This window comes from Pedobacter sp. BS3, assembly GCF_008274585.1.
GTDB lineage: Bacteria > Bacteroidota > Bacteroidia > Sphingobacteriales > Sphingobacteriaceae > Hufsiella_A.
Map to the genome: position 1 here is coordinate 571,584 of NZ_VTRT01000001.1, position 18,569 is coordinate 590,152.

The following is an 18,569-nucleotide window of genomic DNA, read 5'->3' on the forward strand; positions in this document are numbered from 1 at the left end:
GTTAAACGTTGTTTTAAATCCGTATGTCGTTAACCCCGGCATACAAACAGGCTGCAAATTTGCATCATTATTTGTAATTAGTCTAAATAAATGCTAAAATTTATTTTTTGCCTGGTTCTTCTGATCCCTTCGCTAGCAAATGCGCAGGTAAATACCGACAGTGTTTCGGCTGGCACAGACAGCGTGAAAATTAACCAGCTTAAAGAGGTGGTAGTTACTGCTACGCAGACAGAAAAGAATCCCATGCAGGTTCCACTGCCCGTAAGTCAAATCAGCGGACAGGAAATCCGTAACCGTGGACTGGTGCGCCTGAACGAAATTTTAGCCGAGCAAACCGGGCTGGCTGTATTGCCCGACGCACACGGCCAGGGAGTGCAAATGCAGGGTTTCAGCCCCGACTATACCATGATAATGATTGACGGCTTACCGCTCATTGGTCGCACAACCGGCATTCTGGAGCTTTCGCGAATTACCACCAACAATGTAGATAAAATAGAAATTGTAAAAGGTCCGGTTTCTTCGCTATACGGCAGCGAGGCAATGGCCGGGGTCATCAATATCATAACGGCTACACCGCAGCCCGGCGTATCCGGCAGCTTTTCCAGCCGTTATGGAACAAACAATACCGCCGACCTGTCGCTTAGTGCAGGTTACGGAAATGAAAAGCTTACGGCATCCGGCTTTGTTAACCGCTACAGCAGCAGCGGATACAGCCTGCAACCGCAATCGGGCAGCCCTACCGTTTCGCCGTTTTATGGCTATACACTTAGCGGAAAAATGGCGTACAAATTAGGCCGTAATACCGATTTGAACTTATCCATCCGTAATTACAACAACAACCAAACCGACCGGTATCTGGTAGATAGCCGCCAGGTTTCAGGCGATGGCTCTGAAAAAGATTTTAACCTGTCGCCATCGGTAATTCACCGCTTTTCTGAAAAATTAACAGGAACATTACGCCTCTACCGTTCAACCTATCGCACACAATCGGCCTTAAATTATACCGATGACCACACGCTTTACGATGAATCGTACTTCAACCAGGATTTTAACCGGGCAGAAATACAGGGCGATTATAAGTTGAACCGTACGCTGCGTTTAACATCCGGCGTTGGCGGACAATATGAGCAGGTAGAAGCCACCCGTTATGACCAGAAAGAATCATTTACTTCGGGGTATTTATATGCACAAGCCGACTGGTATCCGCTAAAAAAACTGAATGTAATAGCTGGTGGACGGTACGATGCGCATAGTGTGTATAAATCACAGTTCAGTCCGAAGCTGGCAGCAAGCTACAGCCTGTTTTCAAATAAGTTCGTGATACTGGCTTCGGCCGGAAAAGGATATAAAGCGCCGGATTTCAGGCAGTTGTATCTTGATTTCACCAATGCCGTTGTGGGATATACCGTGTTCGGGTATGAGCAGGTAAAACCCGGCATTGCCCGGCTGCAGCAGGACGGACAGATACAAACCATTCTGGTTGACCCGGCATCGTTGAATAAGCTGAACGCCGAAAGCTCTACCGCTTACAATTTTGGTTACCGCTACAGCCCGTTCAAAAACCTGATGTGGACCGTCAACGCGTTTCGCAACAATATCAGCGACCTGATTGATTCAGAGCCTATCGCCATTAAAACCAACGGGCAATCGGTTTACTCTTATTCCAATATTTACAAAGTATACACCAGGGGTATTGAAACCGAAGTAAATTACCGTTTCTTTAAAAACTGGGCTGCCGCCGGAGGCTTTCAGTACCTGGAAGCTTATGATGAAAGCGTAGTTGACAAGATCAGGCAGAAACAGGTATTTGGTACAGACCCTCAAACCCGTGAGGCTGTACGGGTTACCATGAGCGATTATGGCGGTCTGCTCAATCGCTCAAAATACATGGCCAATGTACGCCTTACCTACCAGGAAAATAAATACGGCTTGACCGCTTCGCTGCGGGCCATTTACCGGGGACGTTACGGCTTTTCGGATGCCGATGGCAATGGAATTGTAAACCGCGATGACGAGTATGTAAAAGGTTACACGTTATTTAACGCATCGGTTTCAAAACTGCTCTTTAAAAAACGGTTATGCGCACAGCTTACCGCCGAGAACCTGTTCGATTATAAGGCTCCGCTTACCATCAGCAACCTGCCGGGAAGACTGCTTTACGCCGGCATTTCTTATCACTTTTCAAAAAATAACGTAAACAATTAAACATAAAATAACAATGAACAAATTCAGAACACTTGCATTAGTACTTATCGGCAGCGTAACATTGCTGGCTGCCTGCAGTAAAGACAAAGACGACGCTCAGCCCGAAGAAAGCACGCTTACCGTAAACCAGGTTAATGACCTTGACGGCTCTGCAGGCGATGTATATTACAGCCTGAGCACCAATTCACAGGTAACCGGAAATGATATACAAACCAATAAATGGGATTTAAAATTTTCGGGTACTACCATTTATGTTAACAGCGGAACTTCCGGCCCCGGCACAACCCAGGCACAGGTTGTGAACAGCACATTTGCCGATTTAACCGTAGCGCCAACAAGCGGTTATAAAAGCGATTCGGCAACAGAAAAAGCCATTACCGGCTGGTATAACTACACCAACACCACAGAGCCGCAGCATGCTATTCTGATGGTTCCCGGAAAAATAATTGTAGTAAAAACCAGTACCGGTAAATACGCGAAGCTTGAAATGCAAAGCTATTACCTGGGAAATCCCGATACAACAACGTCCGCTTTCGCTGATTTAGCGACACGTCCGAAATCAAAAGTTTACACCTTCCGCTTTGTTTACCAGGCAGACGGAACAACAAACTTAAAATAAATAAACGTACTCTATTGTTGGTTAATGGTGACTCCAGGTTCTGCCCATACCGGGCAGAACCTACTTTTTAAGTAAATATCCAGAATGAAACAACTCAGTAAGATCATTAAAAAAAACGTTATCCGGGCGATATTATTTGCTATTCCTTTAACCGGATTTGGTAAAACTCCCGCAAGAATTGTATCCGTAAACGGCACCATCAGCGAAATTTTAGCTGATATTGGTCTGGAAAACAATATTGTAGGAACAGATATTACCAGCAATTACCCGGTTAGCCTGAAATCAAAACCCAAAGTAGGCCACAACCGGAATATCTCTGCCGAAGGCATACTGGCCCTAAAGCCCGAAGTGGTTACCGGTTTAACTACCGATGTTAAACCCGAGCTGGTTGCACAGCTGAAAAGCGCCGGCGTTAAGCTGGAGCTCTTTAACCAGGAGTATTCTTCCGCCGGAACACGGAAGCTCATCCGCGAAGTAGCAGCAAAATTTGGCCGGCAACAGCAGGCTGAAACTATCATTAAAAAGCTGGATGCCGACCTTGCCGCAGCCGGTAAAATCAAAAAGGCTGCCACAAAGCCTAAAGTGCTGTTTATTTATGCCCGTGGCACAGGAACCATGATGGTTTCAGGAACAAACACTCCGGTAGAAAAAATCATACAGCTGGCCGGCGGCGAAAATGCCGTAAAAGGATTTACAGATTACAAGCCATTAACACCCGAAGCGCTGATTCTGGCAAATCCTGATGTGATTTTATTGTTCGACAGCGGCATGCAAAGCCTTGGCGGAGTTCAGGGTTTATCACAGGTAAAAGGTATAGCCCAAACCAACGCCGGAAAAAATCAAAAATTCATTACCATGGATGGCGAGCTGCTAACCAGCTTCGGCCCACGGTTGGGATTAGCCATTAACGAGTTGGCACAAAAAATAAAATAGGCTACAGTGCAAAGAAATTTTGGTTTAATACTAATTGGGTTAGCCTTGCTGCTGCTGGCAGTTATTGTTGTTTCCGCCTGTGTGGGCGCTGTATCCATCACTTTCAATGAATTTTGGGCTATCCTGTTGCACCAGTTTGGCGTAAGTAGCACAAATCATTTCGACCCGCAGCAGGAAGCAGTATTATTGGCCTTACGTATTCCACGGGTATTATTGGGCGTGCTTATCGGCGCTGGCCTGGCTATCTCCGGAGCATCCTTACAGGGATTATTCCGCAATCCGCTGGCAGAACCGGGCCTTATTGGGATATCATCCGGAGCATCCTTATTCGCCGTTCTCATGATTGTGCTTGGAGCATCCCTGTTTCACAATTTACAGGCGCAATTTGGTTATTATGCCTTATCCGTAGCGGCTTTTACAGGAGCCTGCTTAACCACGTTCCTGGTTTACCGCATTTCGGTACATCGCGGAAAATCAAATATCACGGCACTCTTGCTTGCAGGTATTGCCATTAATGCCCTTGCGTTTGCCTTTGTGGGTTTAATGACCTACCTGGCAACCGATGAGCAGCTGCGGAACATCACGTTCTGGAACCTGGGTAGCCTGGGTGGCGCCAGCTGGGAATCGGTATTAACGTTATTGCCCTTCGTGGGTATTCCATTAATCGTTTTGCCGTTCATGGCAAAATCGCTGAACGCGTTCGCTCTCGGCGAAACACAGGCCTCGCACATGGGTATTCGCATTAACCGGGTTAAAAGTGCTGTAATTATCCTGTCTACAATGGCTGTGGGAGCCTCTGTAGCGGTTTCGGGAACAATCGGCTTTATCGGGCTTATCATTCCGCACATTATCCGCATGCTTTTCAGCGCCGACCATCGCCTGGTTATTCCCGCATCCGCATTGCTGGGAGCGGCCGTGCTTACCCTGGCCGATTTGCTGGCCAGAACCATTGTTGCCCCGGCCGAATTACCCATAGGCATCATCACCGCATTGGTGGGAGCGCCGGTATTCATTTACATCATCATTACCTATCATCGAAAAAAACTGTTTTGAAATGATTATAGTTGATAACATAAGCTACCGGGTTGGCAAAAATAATCTGCTCAAAAACGTCGGTTTCCGCATACACGAAGGCGAAATGCTGGTCATTATCGGTGCCAATGGCGCCGGGAAAAGTACCTTACTTAAATTGCTTTGCGGCGACCAGCGACCACATTCGGGCAGTATCATGATTAACGACTCGCCGCTTAGCCAGCTCTCTTCCGCACAGCTGGCAGCAATCAGGGCCGTGCTCAGTCAGCATAACACCTTATCCATATCGTTTACCGTCCGCGAGCTGGTCATGATGGGGCGCTATCCGCATTACGAGCTTCGCCCGCGACCCATAGATTATGAGATAGCGGATGCGGTAATGGCCGAAACGGGTATCGCCGCTTTCGCCGAAAGAGATTACGGCACGCTGTCGGGCGGAGAACAGCAACGCGTGCAACTGGCCCGTGTCATTGCACAGATTTACGATGTTCCGGACTCATACCTGTTCCTGGACGAGCCCGTAAACGGATTAGACCTGCTGTACCAGCAACGTATATTAAACACCGCCCGCCTGCTGGCCAATAAAGGGCATGGCGTAGTTTGTGTTTTACACGATATTAACCTGGCGGCCCGCTTCGCCGACAAAATACTGATATTAAAAAAGGGCGAAATGATTGCTTACGGATTACCATCCGAAGTAATTACCTGCGAAAATATTCACCAGGCCTTTGGCATAAACGTACGCCTGATGGATGAAGAACACTCAAAATGTCCGCTGGTTATTCCGGCGGTTTACAATAACAATTAAATTTTAACAAAATGGAAAAAGAACTCATAAGCTTAAAAGAACAATGGGATAAATTAAAAGCCGAACAACCTAAACTACGCATCCGCGAAGCGGCTAAGCAGCTTCATGTTACCGAGGCCGGGCTGGTGAATACCGGTGTAGGCGAATACAATATCCGGCTAAACAGTCAGTTTCAGGAGTTGCTGAAAGAAGTGAACACACTGGGAAAAGTACTGGCGCTTACCCGTAATGATTATTGCGTTCATGAGCGGAAAGGCGTTTACAAAAAAGCGTCGTTTAACGGACATATCGGGTTGGTGGTTACTCCCGATATTGATTTGCGCCTGTTTATGGATCAGTGGCAGTTTGGTTTCGCGGTTAATGAAAATAACCGTCGCAGCCTGCAGTTTTTCGACCAGCATGGCGAAGCGGTGCACAAAATTTATCTTACAGAAGAAAGCGACGAAAGTGCTTACCACTTGCTGGTGGCAAAATACCGGGCCGAAGAGCAATTGCAGGAATTACTGATTGCGCCGGCAAGGGAAGCTGTTGATGAAACTCCGGACGAGGAAATCAATGTTGAAGGGTTTCGCGATGCCTGGAGAGCGTTGCAGGACACGCATCACTTTTTTGGTATGCTGCGCAAATATGGCGTCACACGTACACAGGCATTGAGGCTTGCGCCGGATGATTATGCCAAGCCCCTTGAAGTGGATGTCCTGAAAAAAACGCTGCAAACCGCGGCCGGCACGCAGCAGGAAATTATGGTATTTGTTGGTAATCCGGGCTGCATACAAATACACACCGGCCCCGTACAAAAATTACTTGAAACAGGTCCCTGGTTTAATGTACTCGACCCGGATTTTAACCTGCACCTGCGTTTAGACGGTGTGGCTTCGGCATGGCTGGTTAAAAAACCTACTTCCGAAGGTTTGGTGCACAGCATCGAGGCTTTTGATGAAGCAGGAAACATCGTTATCCAGTACTTTGGTAAACGCAAGCCCGGTATTCCCGAAAGCGAAGGCTGGCGTGCACTGCTGAAAAATTTAGGATTGCTTTAATTAATCAAAAGAGGGTGTCTAAAAGTCTGCGATGGTCATCCTGAGCCTGTCGAAGGATTGGTTCATTGTGGCTACAGACGCTTCCCCGAGACTTCGGGGTCAGCGTGACTGCTCATTAATTGGCTTTGTTGACTTTTTAGACACCCTCTTTGTTTAACTAAGCGTGAGTTTTGGGCCTCAAATTAACGTGAGTTCGATTAATAATCATTAGTCTTTATGTTTTTTCAATGGTATTCATGAGCTCACTGCGTTCGGTTGCTTTCCCGAGGCCTCGGGATCCTCGTCCCGAGGTTTCGCATTCGCGTCAAGATAAGAAGCTAAAAAGCCCCTACCGTCCTTCCCCCCGGGTACTCGGGGGATCCGGAATCTCCTAAATAGCAGCATAAGCGCCGCTTTAATCCCGAAGTTTCGGGATGAATCAAGTTCAGGGTGACGGGGTTCCGGGCTTTTTAGCTCTGTCTGTACTTTTTTTGAATGCAACTGCTTAATTAGCAATAAATTAGGTATAATTTCACAAAATTAACGTGACGCTAATACGGATACTCCCTCATGATGAACGTGTTTCAGCATTAGCTTTTTACGTTCATCCTAATCAATATTTCTATCGACTGAAACATAAATCATTGATACGCAATAAATAACATCCAAAGCTCACATTAACTAAACCTAAAACACAGGAGCGGATACCGGCCGTATAAGCGTGTGGCAGCACTACTTTTACCGAAGTAATGCTGCCACGGCTTTTCTAAAAATAATGATCAGGCCCCCGAACGTTATCAGCTTTTTTTCTCCGGGCTTTCCGCTTCTTCGCCCATATTATGCAACCGTACGGGTTTTGAGGCATTGGCTTTCATTTTGAGATTAAGCATTTCTACCAGGACAGAAAATGCCATGGCAAAATAAATATAGCCTTTGGGGATGTGCTGATCTAAGGCTTCGGCCAGCAACGACACACCGATGAGCAGTAAAAATGATAATGCCAGCATCTTTACGGTAGGGTGCCTGTTCACAAAATTGCTGATGCTGCCCGAAGAGATCATCATGATAATTACAGCAATAACTACGGCGGCTATCATGATCTCAATATGCTGTGCCATACCTACAGCAGTGATCACCGAGTCGAGCGAAAAAACAATATCTAATATCAGGATCTGGATAATGGTTCCCCAGAAAGATTTGGGAGCCTTTGCAGCGTTCTCGTGCTCATCGCCTTCCAGCTTCTCGTGAATTTCGCTGGTGCTTTTATAAATAAGAAATAATCCTCCGAGCAATAAGATAAGATCGCGGCCTGAGATAGCCATTTTTTCAAGCAGCGACTCGTTCTGAACATTGAACCAGGTGCCGATATTAAAAAGCGGCGAAGTTAGCGTCATGATCCAGCTTAACGAGAGCAGCAACAATACCCGTGTGATCATAGCAAGACCGAGCCCTACCTGCCGGGCCTTTTTTTGCTGGCTTTGGGGCAGCTTACCGGATAGTATGGAGATAAAAATAATGTTATCAATACCCAGAACTATTTCAAGTACGGTCAGGGTGATGAGCGAGATCCATGCCTCGGGAGTAAACAGAAATTCCATACGTGTAACCTAATCTGGGGCTAAAAGTAGAAAAAAAGAAAAATATTTTACACGTTGTAAAACGAATTAAAACAACAATTGTTATAGCCTGAAAAGTGCCTGTTTTGATGAGTTGTTTTATGAACCTAAGCTCAACGAAATTCAGCTATAATTCCTTTAATAGATATTAAAATATCAATAAATCAATGCTTTTATTATTAAAAAAATAATCTAACTGTAAAAATAGTACAACTTTAAAAATAAATGTTAAAAAATGTTAAAAAAAATTTTGAGATAAAAATTGAGTTACACACTTTTACATATTATTAATCATTAACTTTAAACACCAGAGTATGAAAAAACTTCTATCAAGTTTATTCATCCTGCTTATTGTATCTGTATGTGCAGTTGCGCAGGAGCGTACCATCACCGGTACGGTTACTGATAGCCAGGACGGTTCTCCGCTTCCCGGCGTGAGTATAAAAATCAAGGGAACAACAGTAGGTACGCAAACCGGTCCCAACGGTACGTACTCTATTAAAGCACCAAGCAGTGCTGTTTTGGTATTTACGTATATTGGTTATGCCAGTAAAGAAATAACCGTAGGCACCAGCAATGTAATCAGTACCAGTCTTTCGTTAGATACCAAACAACTGGGTGAGGTTGTTGTGACTGCGCTGGGGATAAAACGTGAGAAAAAAAGCTTAGGTTATTCCGTTCAAAATGTTGATGGTGATGAAATAGTGTCATCACGTGAACCGAATATTGTAAATGCTTTGGCTGGTAAAGTGGCTGGTGTACAAATTAATAATTCAGGTGGACAGGCTGGATCTTCTTCCCGTATCACCATTCGAGGTAATACATCTATTAATGGTAATAATGAACCTTTATTTGTAATAGATGGTATCCCGGTTGATAATAGCACTAACAGAGGGATAAGCGAAAATACAGAAAGTGCATTGTTTAATGGTTATGGCAGTAATCGGGCTATAGATATCGATCCTAATATAATTGAAAGTATTAGTGTATTAAAAGGAGCCTCGGCTAGTGCATTATATGGGTCACGCGGTGCATTTGGTGTTATTTTGATAACTACCAAGAAAGGTGAAAAAGATTTAAACAGGCGGTTTCCTAAAGTCTCATTCTCTTCTAATGCTTCATTTGATAATGCTATAACAGATGGTTATCAAACTTCATATCTTCAGGGATCATTGGGTTTATATAAAAGCGGCTTACCAGTTGAATTAGGTGGATATGCCGAAACTGGAGCAACTCAAACTTCTGCCAGCTGGGGACCTCATAAGGATTCTGTTAGTCAAAATGTGATTAATGCTATAGGGATGCCTAAAATCATTGATCCCAGGAAGGAATTTTATAGGACGGGGACTGTCTATAATAATTCAATTTCTTTAAGTGGGGGTGGAGATAAGTCAAGCTACATTGTAAGTTATTCTAACTTAAGTCAGAATGGTATAGTTCCAAACAACACCTTTAAGAAGAATTCTTTTACGGCGAATTTTACTTCTAATTTAAGCAAAAACTTTACGACCAGTACTTCTGTAAGTTATATAAATTCTGTAAATCATAGATTCTCAGAAGGGAACGGGGCTCGATCGTTTACTTATGGGCTTAATTTTGCGCCTATATCTTTTGATATAAAAGAAGCTTATGAAAAGTATGGCAATTTGGCTTGGACAGCCAATAACAACTATACAACCGGTTTTAATAATCCTTTTTGGATTGTTAATAACAATTCGCTGCCAAGCGTGGTTGATCGGATGATAATTTCCAATGAATTAAATTATCAGATTTTACCATGGTTAAAGCTAACTAATAGAGTCGGATTAGATAGTTATACTGACCAACAATCAGAAAGGATAAATATCAATACAATATCTGTTCCCAATGGTCGAATGTTCGAGGCGGCGATAAAACAGCGACAAATTAATAATGATTTAATCCTATCGGCCGATAAAAAGATTAATGATGATTTATCTTTTACAGCATTATTAGGTAATAATATTAATGACAGGTTGTATGCACGTCGTACTATACGGGGCTTAGATTTAAGTGTTCCCGGATATTATGATATTACCAATGCTGAAACAGTGCAATCTTATCAACTGGATTCACGTAGAAGATTGATAGGTTTATATGCTGCTGGCTCATTGGATTATAAGGAATATTTATTTTTAAATTTAACGGCTAGAAACGATTGGTCTTCTACATTGCCTAAGAAAAATAATTCTTTCTTTTACCCTTCAGCATCAGTAGGATTTGTTTTCTCGGATCTTTTAGGTTTATCAAACAATAAATATTTCTCTTATGGTAAGCTTCGCTTATCTTATGCACAAGCTGGTAATGATGCTGATCCTTACTTAGTTTATCAAACTTATAGTCAGGCCAACCCTAGTGATGGGACAAGGGGAGAAATCATATTTCCTTATAATGGGATAAATGGATTTCTGCTTAGTAATGTCTTAGCTAATAGTGATTTGACTCCAGAAAAAGTAACAGAAACGGAAATTGGTACAGATTTGCGGTTTTTTAGGAATCGTTTAGGAATCGAGTTCTCTTATTATGATAAAGTTTCTAAAGATCAGATATTATTACAGGAAGTAGCAAGTTCTGGCGGATACTCTGATAAGGTTATTAATGGAGGAGAGGTTTCTAATCGTGGTGTAGAATTAGTAGTGACTGCTACTCCGGTGAAATCAAAGAACTTCACCTGGGATATTTTATTGAACTATGCCAAAAATAACTATAAGCTAAAGTCTCTTGCTGAAGGCATAGACAATATATTTTTAGGAGGTTTCTCAACTCCTCAAATCAGGGTAGATAAAAAGTATGGATATGGTGTAATTTGGGGACAGGGATATAAGACTAATAGTGATGGTAAATTGTTAATAGATGATGATGGATATCCCATTCTATCTGATGAACTCGGACCTATTGGAAATGTAACTCCTGATTGGACAGGTGGCATTAGAAATACTTTTACGTATAAAGGGTTAAGCTTATCTACGTTATTTGATATAAAACAAGGGGGAGATATTCTCAACCTTGATTTGTATTATTCAACATACTATGGTACTGCTAAAGTTACAGAACAACGTAATACAACCAAGGTATGGGATGGTATACGTGAGTCTGACGGGAAAGCGAATACAATCCCTGTACTCCAAGATCAAAGCTATTTTCAAAATTTTTATTCATACGTTGACCAAAACTTTGTTGAAGACGGAAGTTTTGTCAAATTGAGAGAAATCACCCTTAGTTATTCTTTACCGAAATCTCTTATACAAAAGAGTCCATTTGAATCTGTAAGTTTTTCCGTTACAGGCAGAAATTTATGGATTAAATCTGATTTTAGTTATTTAGATCCGGAAGGTAGTTTACTGGGAGATACAAATTCTCAGGGTTTATACCATGCTATAACTCCAGGAACCCGCGGTTGGACGTTTGGTCTTAATGTTAAATTTTAACCAAGAGAATCATGAAAATGAATAATATAAAAGCAGTGTTTTTGATACTTTTTCTGTTGCCATCAATATTGGGTTGTAAAAAGTATCTGGATATTAATCACGATCCCAATGCTCCTGAGAATGTATCAGAAAAATTGATGCTTCCAGCTATATTAAGTACCTTTTCATTTGAGGTAGTTGGTGGATGGCCGGTACGTACATCAAGTTTATTAACTAAGCATTTAGCATATGCTACCGCAGGACCTCATGAGGGCAATTATAGAATTACAGCTGATGATACAGACAATTTTTGGCGGTACTCCTCTTATACAGATGTGATGAACTCCAGCACAGTACTTATAAAAAAAGCAGAAGCTAATGGTAATCCGGCATATAGTGCTATTGCCAAAATAATCATTGCTTGGAATATGTCTTATATAACAGATTGTTTTGGTGATGCGCCGTTTTCTGAGGCATTTAAAGCTGATGAGGGTATTGCACATCCTAAATATGATTCGCAGGAAGAAATTTATAAACAAATACAAAGTTTACTTGATGCGGCTATAGTAGATGCAGGAAAAGGAACAGGGCAAATTCCTGGCAGTGATGATCTGATATATGGTGGGGATATGATTAAATGGCAACATTTAGCATATACTCTAAAGGCACGTTTTTATTTGAGACTTTCTAATGCACCTGGGTATTCTGCCAGTACACAAGCAAATTTAGCATTACAAGCATTGGATGCAGGTGCTATCACAGAAACAGAGATGCCTAAAACTCAATATTTTGACAAAGCGGGAGCAGAAAACCCATGGTATCAATATACTATTGATGGTAAATGGACAACCTCAGATAAACCATCTATATTTTATATTAATTTATTGTCATCAATGAATGACCCGCGTTTGCCATATCAAATAGATCCTGTTGCTACCGGTGCTGACGCAGGTAACTATGTAGGTGTCACTAATGATGCCCCACCTAAATCTCTTGTTAATTACTCTTCTATAGGGTCATTTTATAGTGCTGCTGATGCGCCTTTATATATGTTAGTTTACGCAGAGGTGCCTTTTATAAGGGCTGAAGCAGAATTTTTGAAGGCAGGCAAAGTGGTTAATACCAATGTAATAAATGCTTATAATGCTGGTATAGATGCCTCAATGGCTATGTACGGTATAACTGATGCTCTCACAATAAATACATATAAGGCTAGCAATCAATTAAGCCTATCATCAGCAACTGCTTATAATCAGATAATGACACAAAAGTATATCGCTAACTTCTTGCAATTTGAACCGTATAATGATTTTAGAAGAACAGGGTATCCAGCTTTAACGGTAAATAATGAAGTATATCCCGGTGAAGAATTAGATATTGAACCTGTTATACCAACTATTCCGGTAAGATTTCCTTATCCTTCTTCTGAGCGTTCATATAATGAAGCGAATATTCCATCTTCGGTACCATCTGCGTTTTTACAAGCCCTTCAAATTCCGGTGTGGTGGGATAATAATTAATTAGTAAAAATTAGCTGTTAATTATAAACAAATAAAGGAAGCTTTTGAGCTTCCTTTATTTGTTATTTTAATTCCTTATTTCCCCACCAACACCACTTCCACCCGCAAATTCTTCATCCCTAATACAGTGTCTTTAGTTTGTATCAGGGGAGTTTTACCGCCCATACCGGCACATGAGATACGATTTTCGGGAATATCCTGCTTCAATAAATATTTCTTTACGGCAATGGCCCGGTTAAATGAGAGTGTTTGCAGGTAGCGCATATCGGCAAATACATTGTTGTTGGTATGCCCCACTAAGCGTACATTCAAACCGGGATAAAGCTGCAAAAATTTAACCAGCCGGTCCAGATCAGCCTGCGAGTTGGGTAAAATTTCATCCCGGTTAGGGGCAAAATGCACATTAAATAAGATCAGCTTATTGCCAGCTTTAATGGTATCAAGCAAAAAATCGACCTGTTTCTGAGGCAGCGTGTCTAACATAATATCTTCTGTAGCAAACAAATATGCCTGGTGTGAGGCTGTAACATTAACCGGCCGGTTTAACGGAGCCTTCACGCTGTAAAATCCCAGGCTGTCTGTCTCGGTCTGACTGAGTAAAACACCGGTAGAATCATCTTCTAAAGCCACATTGGCAATTAGAGGCCTGTGATGCAGCTTATCTTTTACAAAGCCTTTGACCTGGCCGGTCATGGCATAATCCGGCTTTAAAGATAACGATATGGTAAAGCCTCTGCCCTGGGGATAGATGTTATCTACCAGCAACGCTAAGCTGTCGTTTTGCTTTACCATCACAGGGCTGGAATAGCTTTTCCCCGGGCCCGGGGTAACAAACATAGCCGTATATCCGCCTTTAATACCGGTTTTTGACCGTAGCGTTTTATCATTCCGGGCATTATTTGAGCGTATAAGCAGTTGCTGCTGCAGCGGATCCTTGTAGGTGAACAGCATCCAGTCGTAATCGTCGTCTGTACTTTCCGGAGTAATTTCAAACTCAAAGATCCCGTTCATAGGCATAACCACCTTAAACCAAACACTGTTACGTTCTTCTTTAAAATAAATGTGTGAGCGTTGTGGATCTAACGGAAACTCCTGAACGTTACCAAAGCCCTCCGGCGACCGGCTGAATGTATATTGCCGGTTGACTTGTAGCTCAATGGCCCCGGGAAGATCGGCAGCCAGCGTGTTTAGCTGTTGTGCCTGGCAGAAGGTATGAGCAAAAAACAGTCCGATGAGAGCATACCGGAACATTGTTATTTTTTATCGACACTGTATTTTCCAGGCCCAATAAAGGCCATACCAATAAACACAATACCGGCTTCAATGGGATGCGATGCCTCGTTGAAGCCCTGCCCCATAGCAAAATGATTCATAGCAGCCATCAGCATAACAAACGCCAGCAGTAAGCACGCGGGACGGAATGCCAATCCGATAAGGAACAAAAAACCGCCAAAAGTTTCGGTTAAGGCAGCCATTAATCCCCAGAACACCGGGTAAAATGTGATATGAATATTCTTCATAGCGCCTCCAACAGCTTTCCACATTTCAGGCCCGCCGGCTAATTTAGGATAGCCGTGCAGAATAAACATGATGCCAACGCCTATACGTAATAACAGCAGACCTGTATTTTTATATTTTCCGAGGTTAGATAATAATGCCATGATAATTTCAGTTTAAATGGTTGTTAAAATATACTCAAAAGTACTAATAAAAGTGTATGTATTATATAGAGCCATTCTCAAACTAATTAAAACGCTAAATGATAATGAATTCAGATTATTAAGAAGATATTTCCTTCGATAGGAAGCCTTTGCGGGTAAGAAATTACAGCCGGCAAAAGAAGCTATAGCTGCAATTGAAACACCTTCTCCGGCTTAAGTTTCCAGCTTTGGGGCAGGGGTTAACTTAAGCCTTATTCTGCACATAAAACAAGGCCGCAATTTAACCCGGCAGCAGGTAGTTATTCAGCATAAGTAAGTTTTTTGCAAAAACGTTGTCAACTTTACCGGGCGCTTTGCCGGTAAAGTTGACAACGGGTTCCGGCCGGTTATTCATAAATCCGGGTGTTATATTCTTCACAACAGCACCATTTCCTCAATTACCACAGAGCCTGCCCGCTCGTTCATGCGGTCGATGATCTGCTGGCGTATCATCATCAGCTCGTTTTTTATTACCGACGATTCTACCCGTACGTACAGTTTGCGGTCGCGGATGTAGAGGGTTTTGGTGCGGTTGGCAATGGCTTTGCCCATCATTTCGGGCCAAGCGGCAACAAGCGAAGTTTCATCAAACTTGCGTTTAATGTTATACACTTTAAGCAGTTGCTCAAACACTTCCTTTAAAGGTTTATCGTTGCTGCGGTTCATGATGTTACGGTACCTTTATCTACGTTGAACAGTTTTACAGGCACGCTGATATCATCAAAAATACGCAATATTCTTTCGGCGTTGGTATCGGTAATAAAAATCTGGCCGAAATCATCGTGCGATACCATTTGCATCAGCTTGCGGGTACGCTTTTCATCCAGTTTATCAAAAATATCGTCCAGCAGGAGCAGGGGCTTAAAGCCTTTTTGCTGTTGCAGATACGTATACTGAGCCAGCTTTAAAGCTATCAGGAAAGATTTTTGCTGTCCCTGCGAACCAAATTTTTTCATGGGCAGGCCGTGAATGGTAAAGCTTAGCTCATCTTTATGAATACCCGTTGTAGTGCGTTCCAGGATACGGTCGCGTTCAGTATTGCGTTGCAGCAATCCGGCAAAATCATCGTGCAAAAGCTGCGACTCGTATACCAGCTCCACCTGTTCGGCATCTTCCGTAAGGTAGTGATAATGCTTGTTAAAAACCGGTATAAACGCTTCCATAAACATCTTGCGCTTTTCGAAAATACGCTGTCCGGATGCTACCAGCCGCTCATTGAATATTTCCAGTAGCTGCGGGTCATAACGTCCGGTATCGGCAATTTGCCGCAATAAGCTGTTGCGGTTTTGCAGGTGCTTGTTATAGGCGATCAGTTCATCCAGGTAATGATTATCGGTTTGCGAGATGGAATTATCTACAAATTTCCGGCGCTCTTCGCTGCCTTCAATAATAATGCTGATGTCATACGGTGAGATCATCACCAGCGGGAACAAACCGATATGATCAGCCAGGCGCTGGTACTCTTTCTTATTGCGCTTAAACTGCTTTTTTTGCGAGCGTTTTAATGAGCAGGCTATAACCTCGGTTTGTGCGGCACGCTCAAAAACACCCTGAAGCATAAAAAAATCGGCTCCCTGCAAAATCTGCTGCACATCAATAGGGTTGAAATAGCTTTTGCACAGGCACAGGTAATGTATGGCGTCCAATAAATTGGTTTTGCCGGCGCCATTATCACCCGCAAAGGCATTAACCGTTTCCGAAAAGCTTAATTCGGCCTCGGCATAGTTTTTAAAATTGAGCAATGATAATTTTTGCAGCCACATACCTGGTGTTAAGTCAAAAGTTAAAAGTCAAAAGTTGAATGTAGTGAAACCCCGACCCTTCGGGGTCAAAACCAGCAACAGGCTTAAATCAATAATATCAAAAACAAATTTACAGGTTAGTTTTATAGATAACTTAACACTGTTGCGCAAATGTAAGGTTTCGCCGGGCAAATAGCTATCGTGTAAGCACATTTTAAATCTCCCGGAGCTAGCCTGGAATGATGTAAAAAGCAGGCAATAATGCACGGTGAATGACAATCAATTAAACAATTTAGCAATAGAGTTGATACTACGCCTGAAAAATGTATTTTTGCAGACCTAATTTTTTTACGCAAATGGCGAAAGATCAAAAAGATAAGGCTGCTCAGCATAACTCATTAAAGGATACAGGCAGCTTTGTGCAGGAGAATCAAAAAAGCCTGTCGTTTATCGGCGGGGCTATTATTGTGCTTATTTTACTTTATTTCGGCTACCAGAAGTTTTACCTGGCGCCGCGTGCAGAAAAAGCGGCTAACGAAATGTTTAAGGCCGAAGAATATGCTGCTGTTGACTCACTTTCAGACCGTGCCATAAAAGGCGATGGCTCATATCCGGGCTTTGAAAAAATTGCCGATGAATATTCAGGCACTAAATCGGCCAATATTGCCAATGCCTATTTGGGCGGATTATACCTGCAAAAAGGCGAATATCAGAAAGCTATTGAAGCGCTGGGAAATTACAGCAGCACCGGTAGCCCGGTAATTGATCCGTTGGTTTTGGGCATGACAGGCGATGCGTACAGCGAGCTGAAAGAGTACGATAAGGCAATAACCTATTACAAAAAAGCTGCTGACAAGAACGATAATTCGTTCACTGCGCCGATGTTCCTTAAAAAGCTGGGACTGGTTTATGAACAGCAAAAAGATTACGATGCTGCGCTGGACGCATACAAGAAAATAAAAAATAAATATCCAGAAAGCAGCGAGGCAATGAACATTGACGAATATATTGCCCGTAACGAAGCTCGAAGCAAATAGAAACGCATAACAAAAGATATAATGGTTATCGTGGCAACAGCTCGCGGTAACCATTTTTACTATATATGGCAACTCAGTTAAAAAACCTTTCCGATTTTTCAAACATTATCATCCCCTCTGCAAAGGGATATAAATTTGGCATTGTAGTAGCGCAATGGAACGCCGGTATTACCGGTGCTTTATTAAATGGTGCATACAAACTGTTAACAGATAATGGTGCGGCAGAAGCCGATATTACCGTTATTGAAGTTCCCGGAAGTTTTGAGCTAACCTCAGGAGCCGATATGCTGCTGAATGCCCGTACAGATTTAGACGCTGTAATCTGCCTGGGTTGTGTTATACAAGGCGAAACACCACATTTTACTTTTATTTGCGATGCTGTTGCCAATGGTATCACACAATTAAATATTAAATACAACAAACCCGTTATTTTTGGTGTTTTAACTACAGATAACTTAGATCAGGCAAAAGACCGTTCGGGTGGAAAACACGGTAACAAAGGCGATGAAGCGGCAGTTACAGCCATACAAATGGCCCATATAAAACATTCGCTCAGGTAAATAAGTTACCTGTTTAGCGTTAAAAGCAGATAATGAAGGTAAGAAATCTCAGGCACCGGGTTTAGCAGTTTGATTTTATGACCCCGAATGGTCGGGATTTTCCCGCACCGCCTGTCCCGAGAGAACGATTCGGGATAACGGGATTTCACTACGTTCAACTTTTAACTTTTTAATTTTTACTTTTGACTTTGCAATAGTTACATTTGTACAGCAATTCGTGCTCTTATGAAAAAACTGGCAATTGGTTTATTATTTGTGGCAATATCGGCAATGATGTTACAGTCGTGCTCATCAAAGCTATGCCCGGCATATAACTCCTATCCAAAATCCAGAAGAGGCAGCTAAAGCCTATC

Annotated in this window: 16 protein-coding genes; 10 read left to right on the top strand and 6 right to left on the bottom strand. The window is 42.6% G+C overall.

Going from position 1 to position 18,569, the window contains the following annotated elements; genetic code table 11:
* Positions 1 to 90 precede the first annotated feature (90 nt).
* From FW774_RS02515 to FW774_RS02540, 6 genes are all read left to right on the top strand, one after another.
* Entirely contained in the window at positions 91 to 2,205 is a 2,115-nt protein-coding gene (locus FW774_RS02515; protein WP_149346572.1) for a TonB-dependent receptor plug domain-containing protein, read from the top strand.
* 13 nt (positions 2,206 to 2,218) lie between these two features.
* On the top strand, positions 2,219 to 2,824 hold the full coding sequence (locus tag FW774_RS02520; RefSeq protein WP_149346573.1) for an HmuY family protein: 606 nt from the start codon (positions 2,219 to 2,221) through the stop codon (positions 2,822 to 2,824).
* A gap of 84 nt (positions 2,825 to 2,908) precedes the next feature.
* A complete protein-coding gene (locus FW774_RS02525; protein WP_149346574.1) occupies positions 2,909 to 3,757 on the top strand; it encodes a hemin ABC transporter substrate-binding protein in 849 nt (282 codons plus the stop codon).
* Between the two features lie 6 nt (positions 3,758 to 3,763).
* Positions 3,764 to 4,810, top strand: coding sequence for a FecCD family ABC transporter permease (locus tag FW774_RS02530; RefSeq protein WP_149346575.1), 1,047 nt, complete (start codon positions 3,764 to 3,766; stop codon positions 4,808 to 4,810).
* A gap of 1 nt (position 4,811) precedes the next feature.
* Positions 4,812 to 5,597: a heme ABC transporter ATP-binding protein gene (locus FW774_RS02535; RefSeq protein WP_149346576.1), complete on the top strand. Its 786-nt coding sequence runs from the start codon at positions 4,812 to 4,814 to the stop codon at positions 5,595 to 5,597.
* Between the two features lie 11 nt (positions 5,598 to 5,608).
* A complete protein-coding gene (locus FW774_RS02540; RefSeq protein WP_149346577.1) occupies positions 5,609 to 6,637 on the top strand; it encodes a hemin-degrading factor in 1,029 nt (342 codons plus the stop codon).
* Between the two features lie 776 nt (positions 6,638 to 7,413).
* Here FW774_RS02540 and FW774_RS02545 read toward each other — a convergent pair.
* Positions 7,414 to 8,214: a TerC family protein gene (locus FW774_RS02545; protein WP_149346578.1), complete on the bottom strand. Its 801-nt coding sequence runs from the start codon at positions 8,212 to 8,214 to the stop codon at positions 7,414 to 7,416.
* A 332-nt stretch (positions 8,215 to 8,546) separates the two neighbouring features.
* Here FW774_RS02545 and FW774_RS02550 point away from each other — a divergent pair, with 332 nt between their 5' ends.
* The gene (locus tag FW774_RS02550; protein WP_149346579.1) at positions 8,547 to 11,678 is read left to right on the top strand and encodes a SusC/RagA family TonB-linked outer membrane protein; all 3,132 of its coding nucleotides are present in this window, start codon (positions 8,547 to 8,549) and stop codon (positions 11,676 to 11,678) included.
* A gap of 11 nt (positions 11,679 to 11,689) precedes the next feature.
* The gene (locus tag FW774_RS02555) at positions 11,690 to 13,177 is read left to right on the top strand and encodes a SusD/RagB family nutrient-binding outer membrane lipoprotein (RefSeq protein WP_149346580.1); all 1,488 of its coding nucleotides are present in this window, start codon (positions 11,690 to 11,692) and stop codon (positions 13,175 to 13,177) included.
* 75 nt (positions 13,178 to 13,252) lie between these two features.
* Here FW774_RS02555 and FW774_RS02560 read toward each other — a convergent pair whose 3' ends face one another.
* From FW774_RS02560 to recF, 5 genes are all read right to left on the bottom strand, one after another.
* Positions 13,253 to 14,428 (bottom strand): OmpA family protein, encoded by a 1,176-nt coding sequence (locus FW774_RS02560; RefSeq protein WP_149346581.1) that lies wholly within the window; start codon positions 14,426 to 14,428, stop codon positions 13,253 to 13,255.
* Between the two features lie 2 nt (positions 14,429 to 14,430).
* The gene (locus tag FW774_RS02565) at positions 14,431 to 14,838 is read right to left on the bottom strand and encodes a DoxX family protein (RefSeq protein ID WP_149346582.1); all 408 of its coding nucleotides are present in this window, start codon (positions 14,836 to 14,838) and stop codon (positions 14,431 to 14,433) included.
* A 280-nt stretch (positions 14,839 to 15,118) separates the two neighbouring features.
* A complete protein-coding gene (locus FW774_RS20330) occupies positions 15,119 to 15,256 on the bottom strand; it encodes a hypothetical protein (protein WP_187774785.1) in 138 nt (45 codons plus the stop codon).
* Entirely contained in the window at positions 15,253 to 15,543 is a 291-nt protein-coding gene (locus FW774_RS02570) for a DUF721 domain-containing protein (RefSeq protein WP_149346583.1), read from the bottom strand. Before FW774_RS02570 ends, FW774_RS20330 begins: the two co-directional genes overlap by 4 nt.
* The gene (gene recF, locus FW774_RS02575; RefSeq protein WP_149346584.1) at positions 15,540 to 16,640 is read right to left on the bottom strand and encodes a DNA replication/repair protein RecF; all 1,101 of its coding nucleotides are present in this window, start codon (positions 16,638 to 16,640) and stop codon (positions 15,540 to 15,542) included. The genes FW774_RS02570 and recF overlap by 4 nt, the downstream gene beginning before the upstream one ends.
* A 335-nt stretch (positions 16,641 to 16,975) precedes the next feature.
* On the opposite strand from recF, the gene FW774_RS02580 reads away from it, so the two are divergent.
* Both FW774_RS02580 and ribH read left to right on the top strand, forming a co-directional pair.
* Positions 16,976 to 17,656, top strand: a complete 681-nt coding sequence (locus tag FW774_RS02580; protein WP_149346585.1) for a tetratricopeptide repeat protein — start codon at positions 16,976 to 16,978, stop codon at positions 17,654 to 17,656.
* A gap of 65 nt (positions 17,657 to 17,721) precedes the next feature.
* Positions 17,722 to 18,216 (top strand): 6,7-dimethyl-8-ribityllumazine synthase, encoded by a 495-nt coding sequence (gene ribH / locus FW774_RS02585; protein WP_149346586.1) that lies wholly within the window; start codon positions 17,722 to 17,724, stop codon positions 18,214 to 18,216.
* The last annotated feature ends 353 nt before the right edge of the window (positions 18,217 to 18,569 follow it).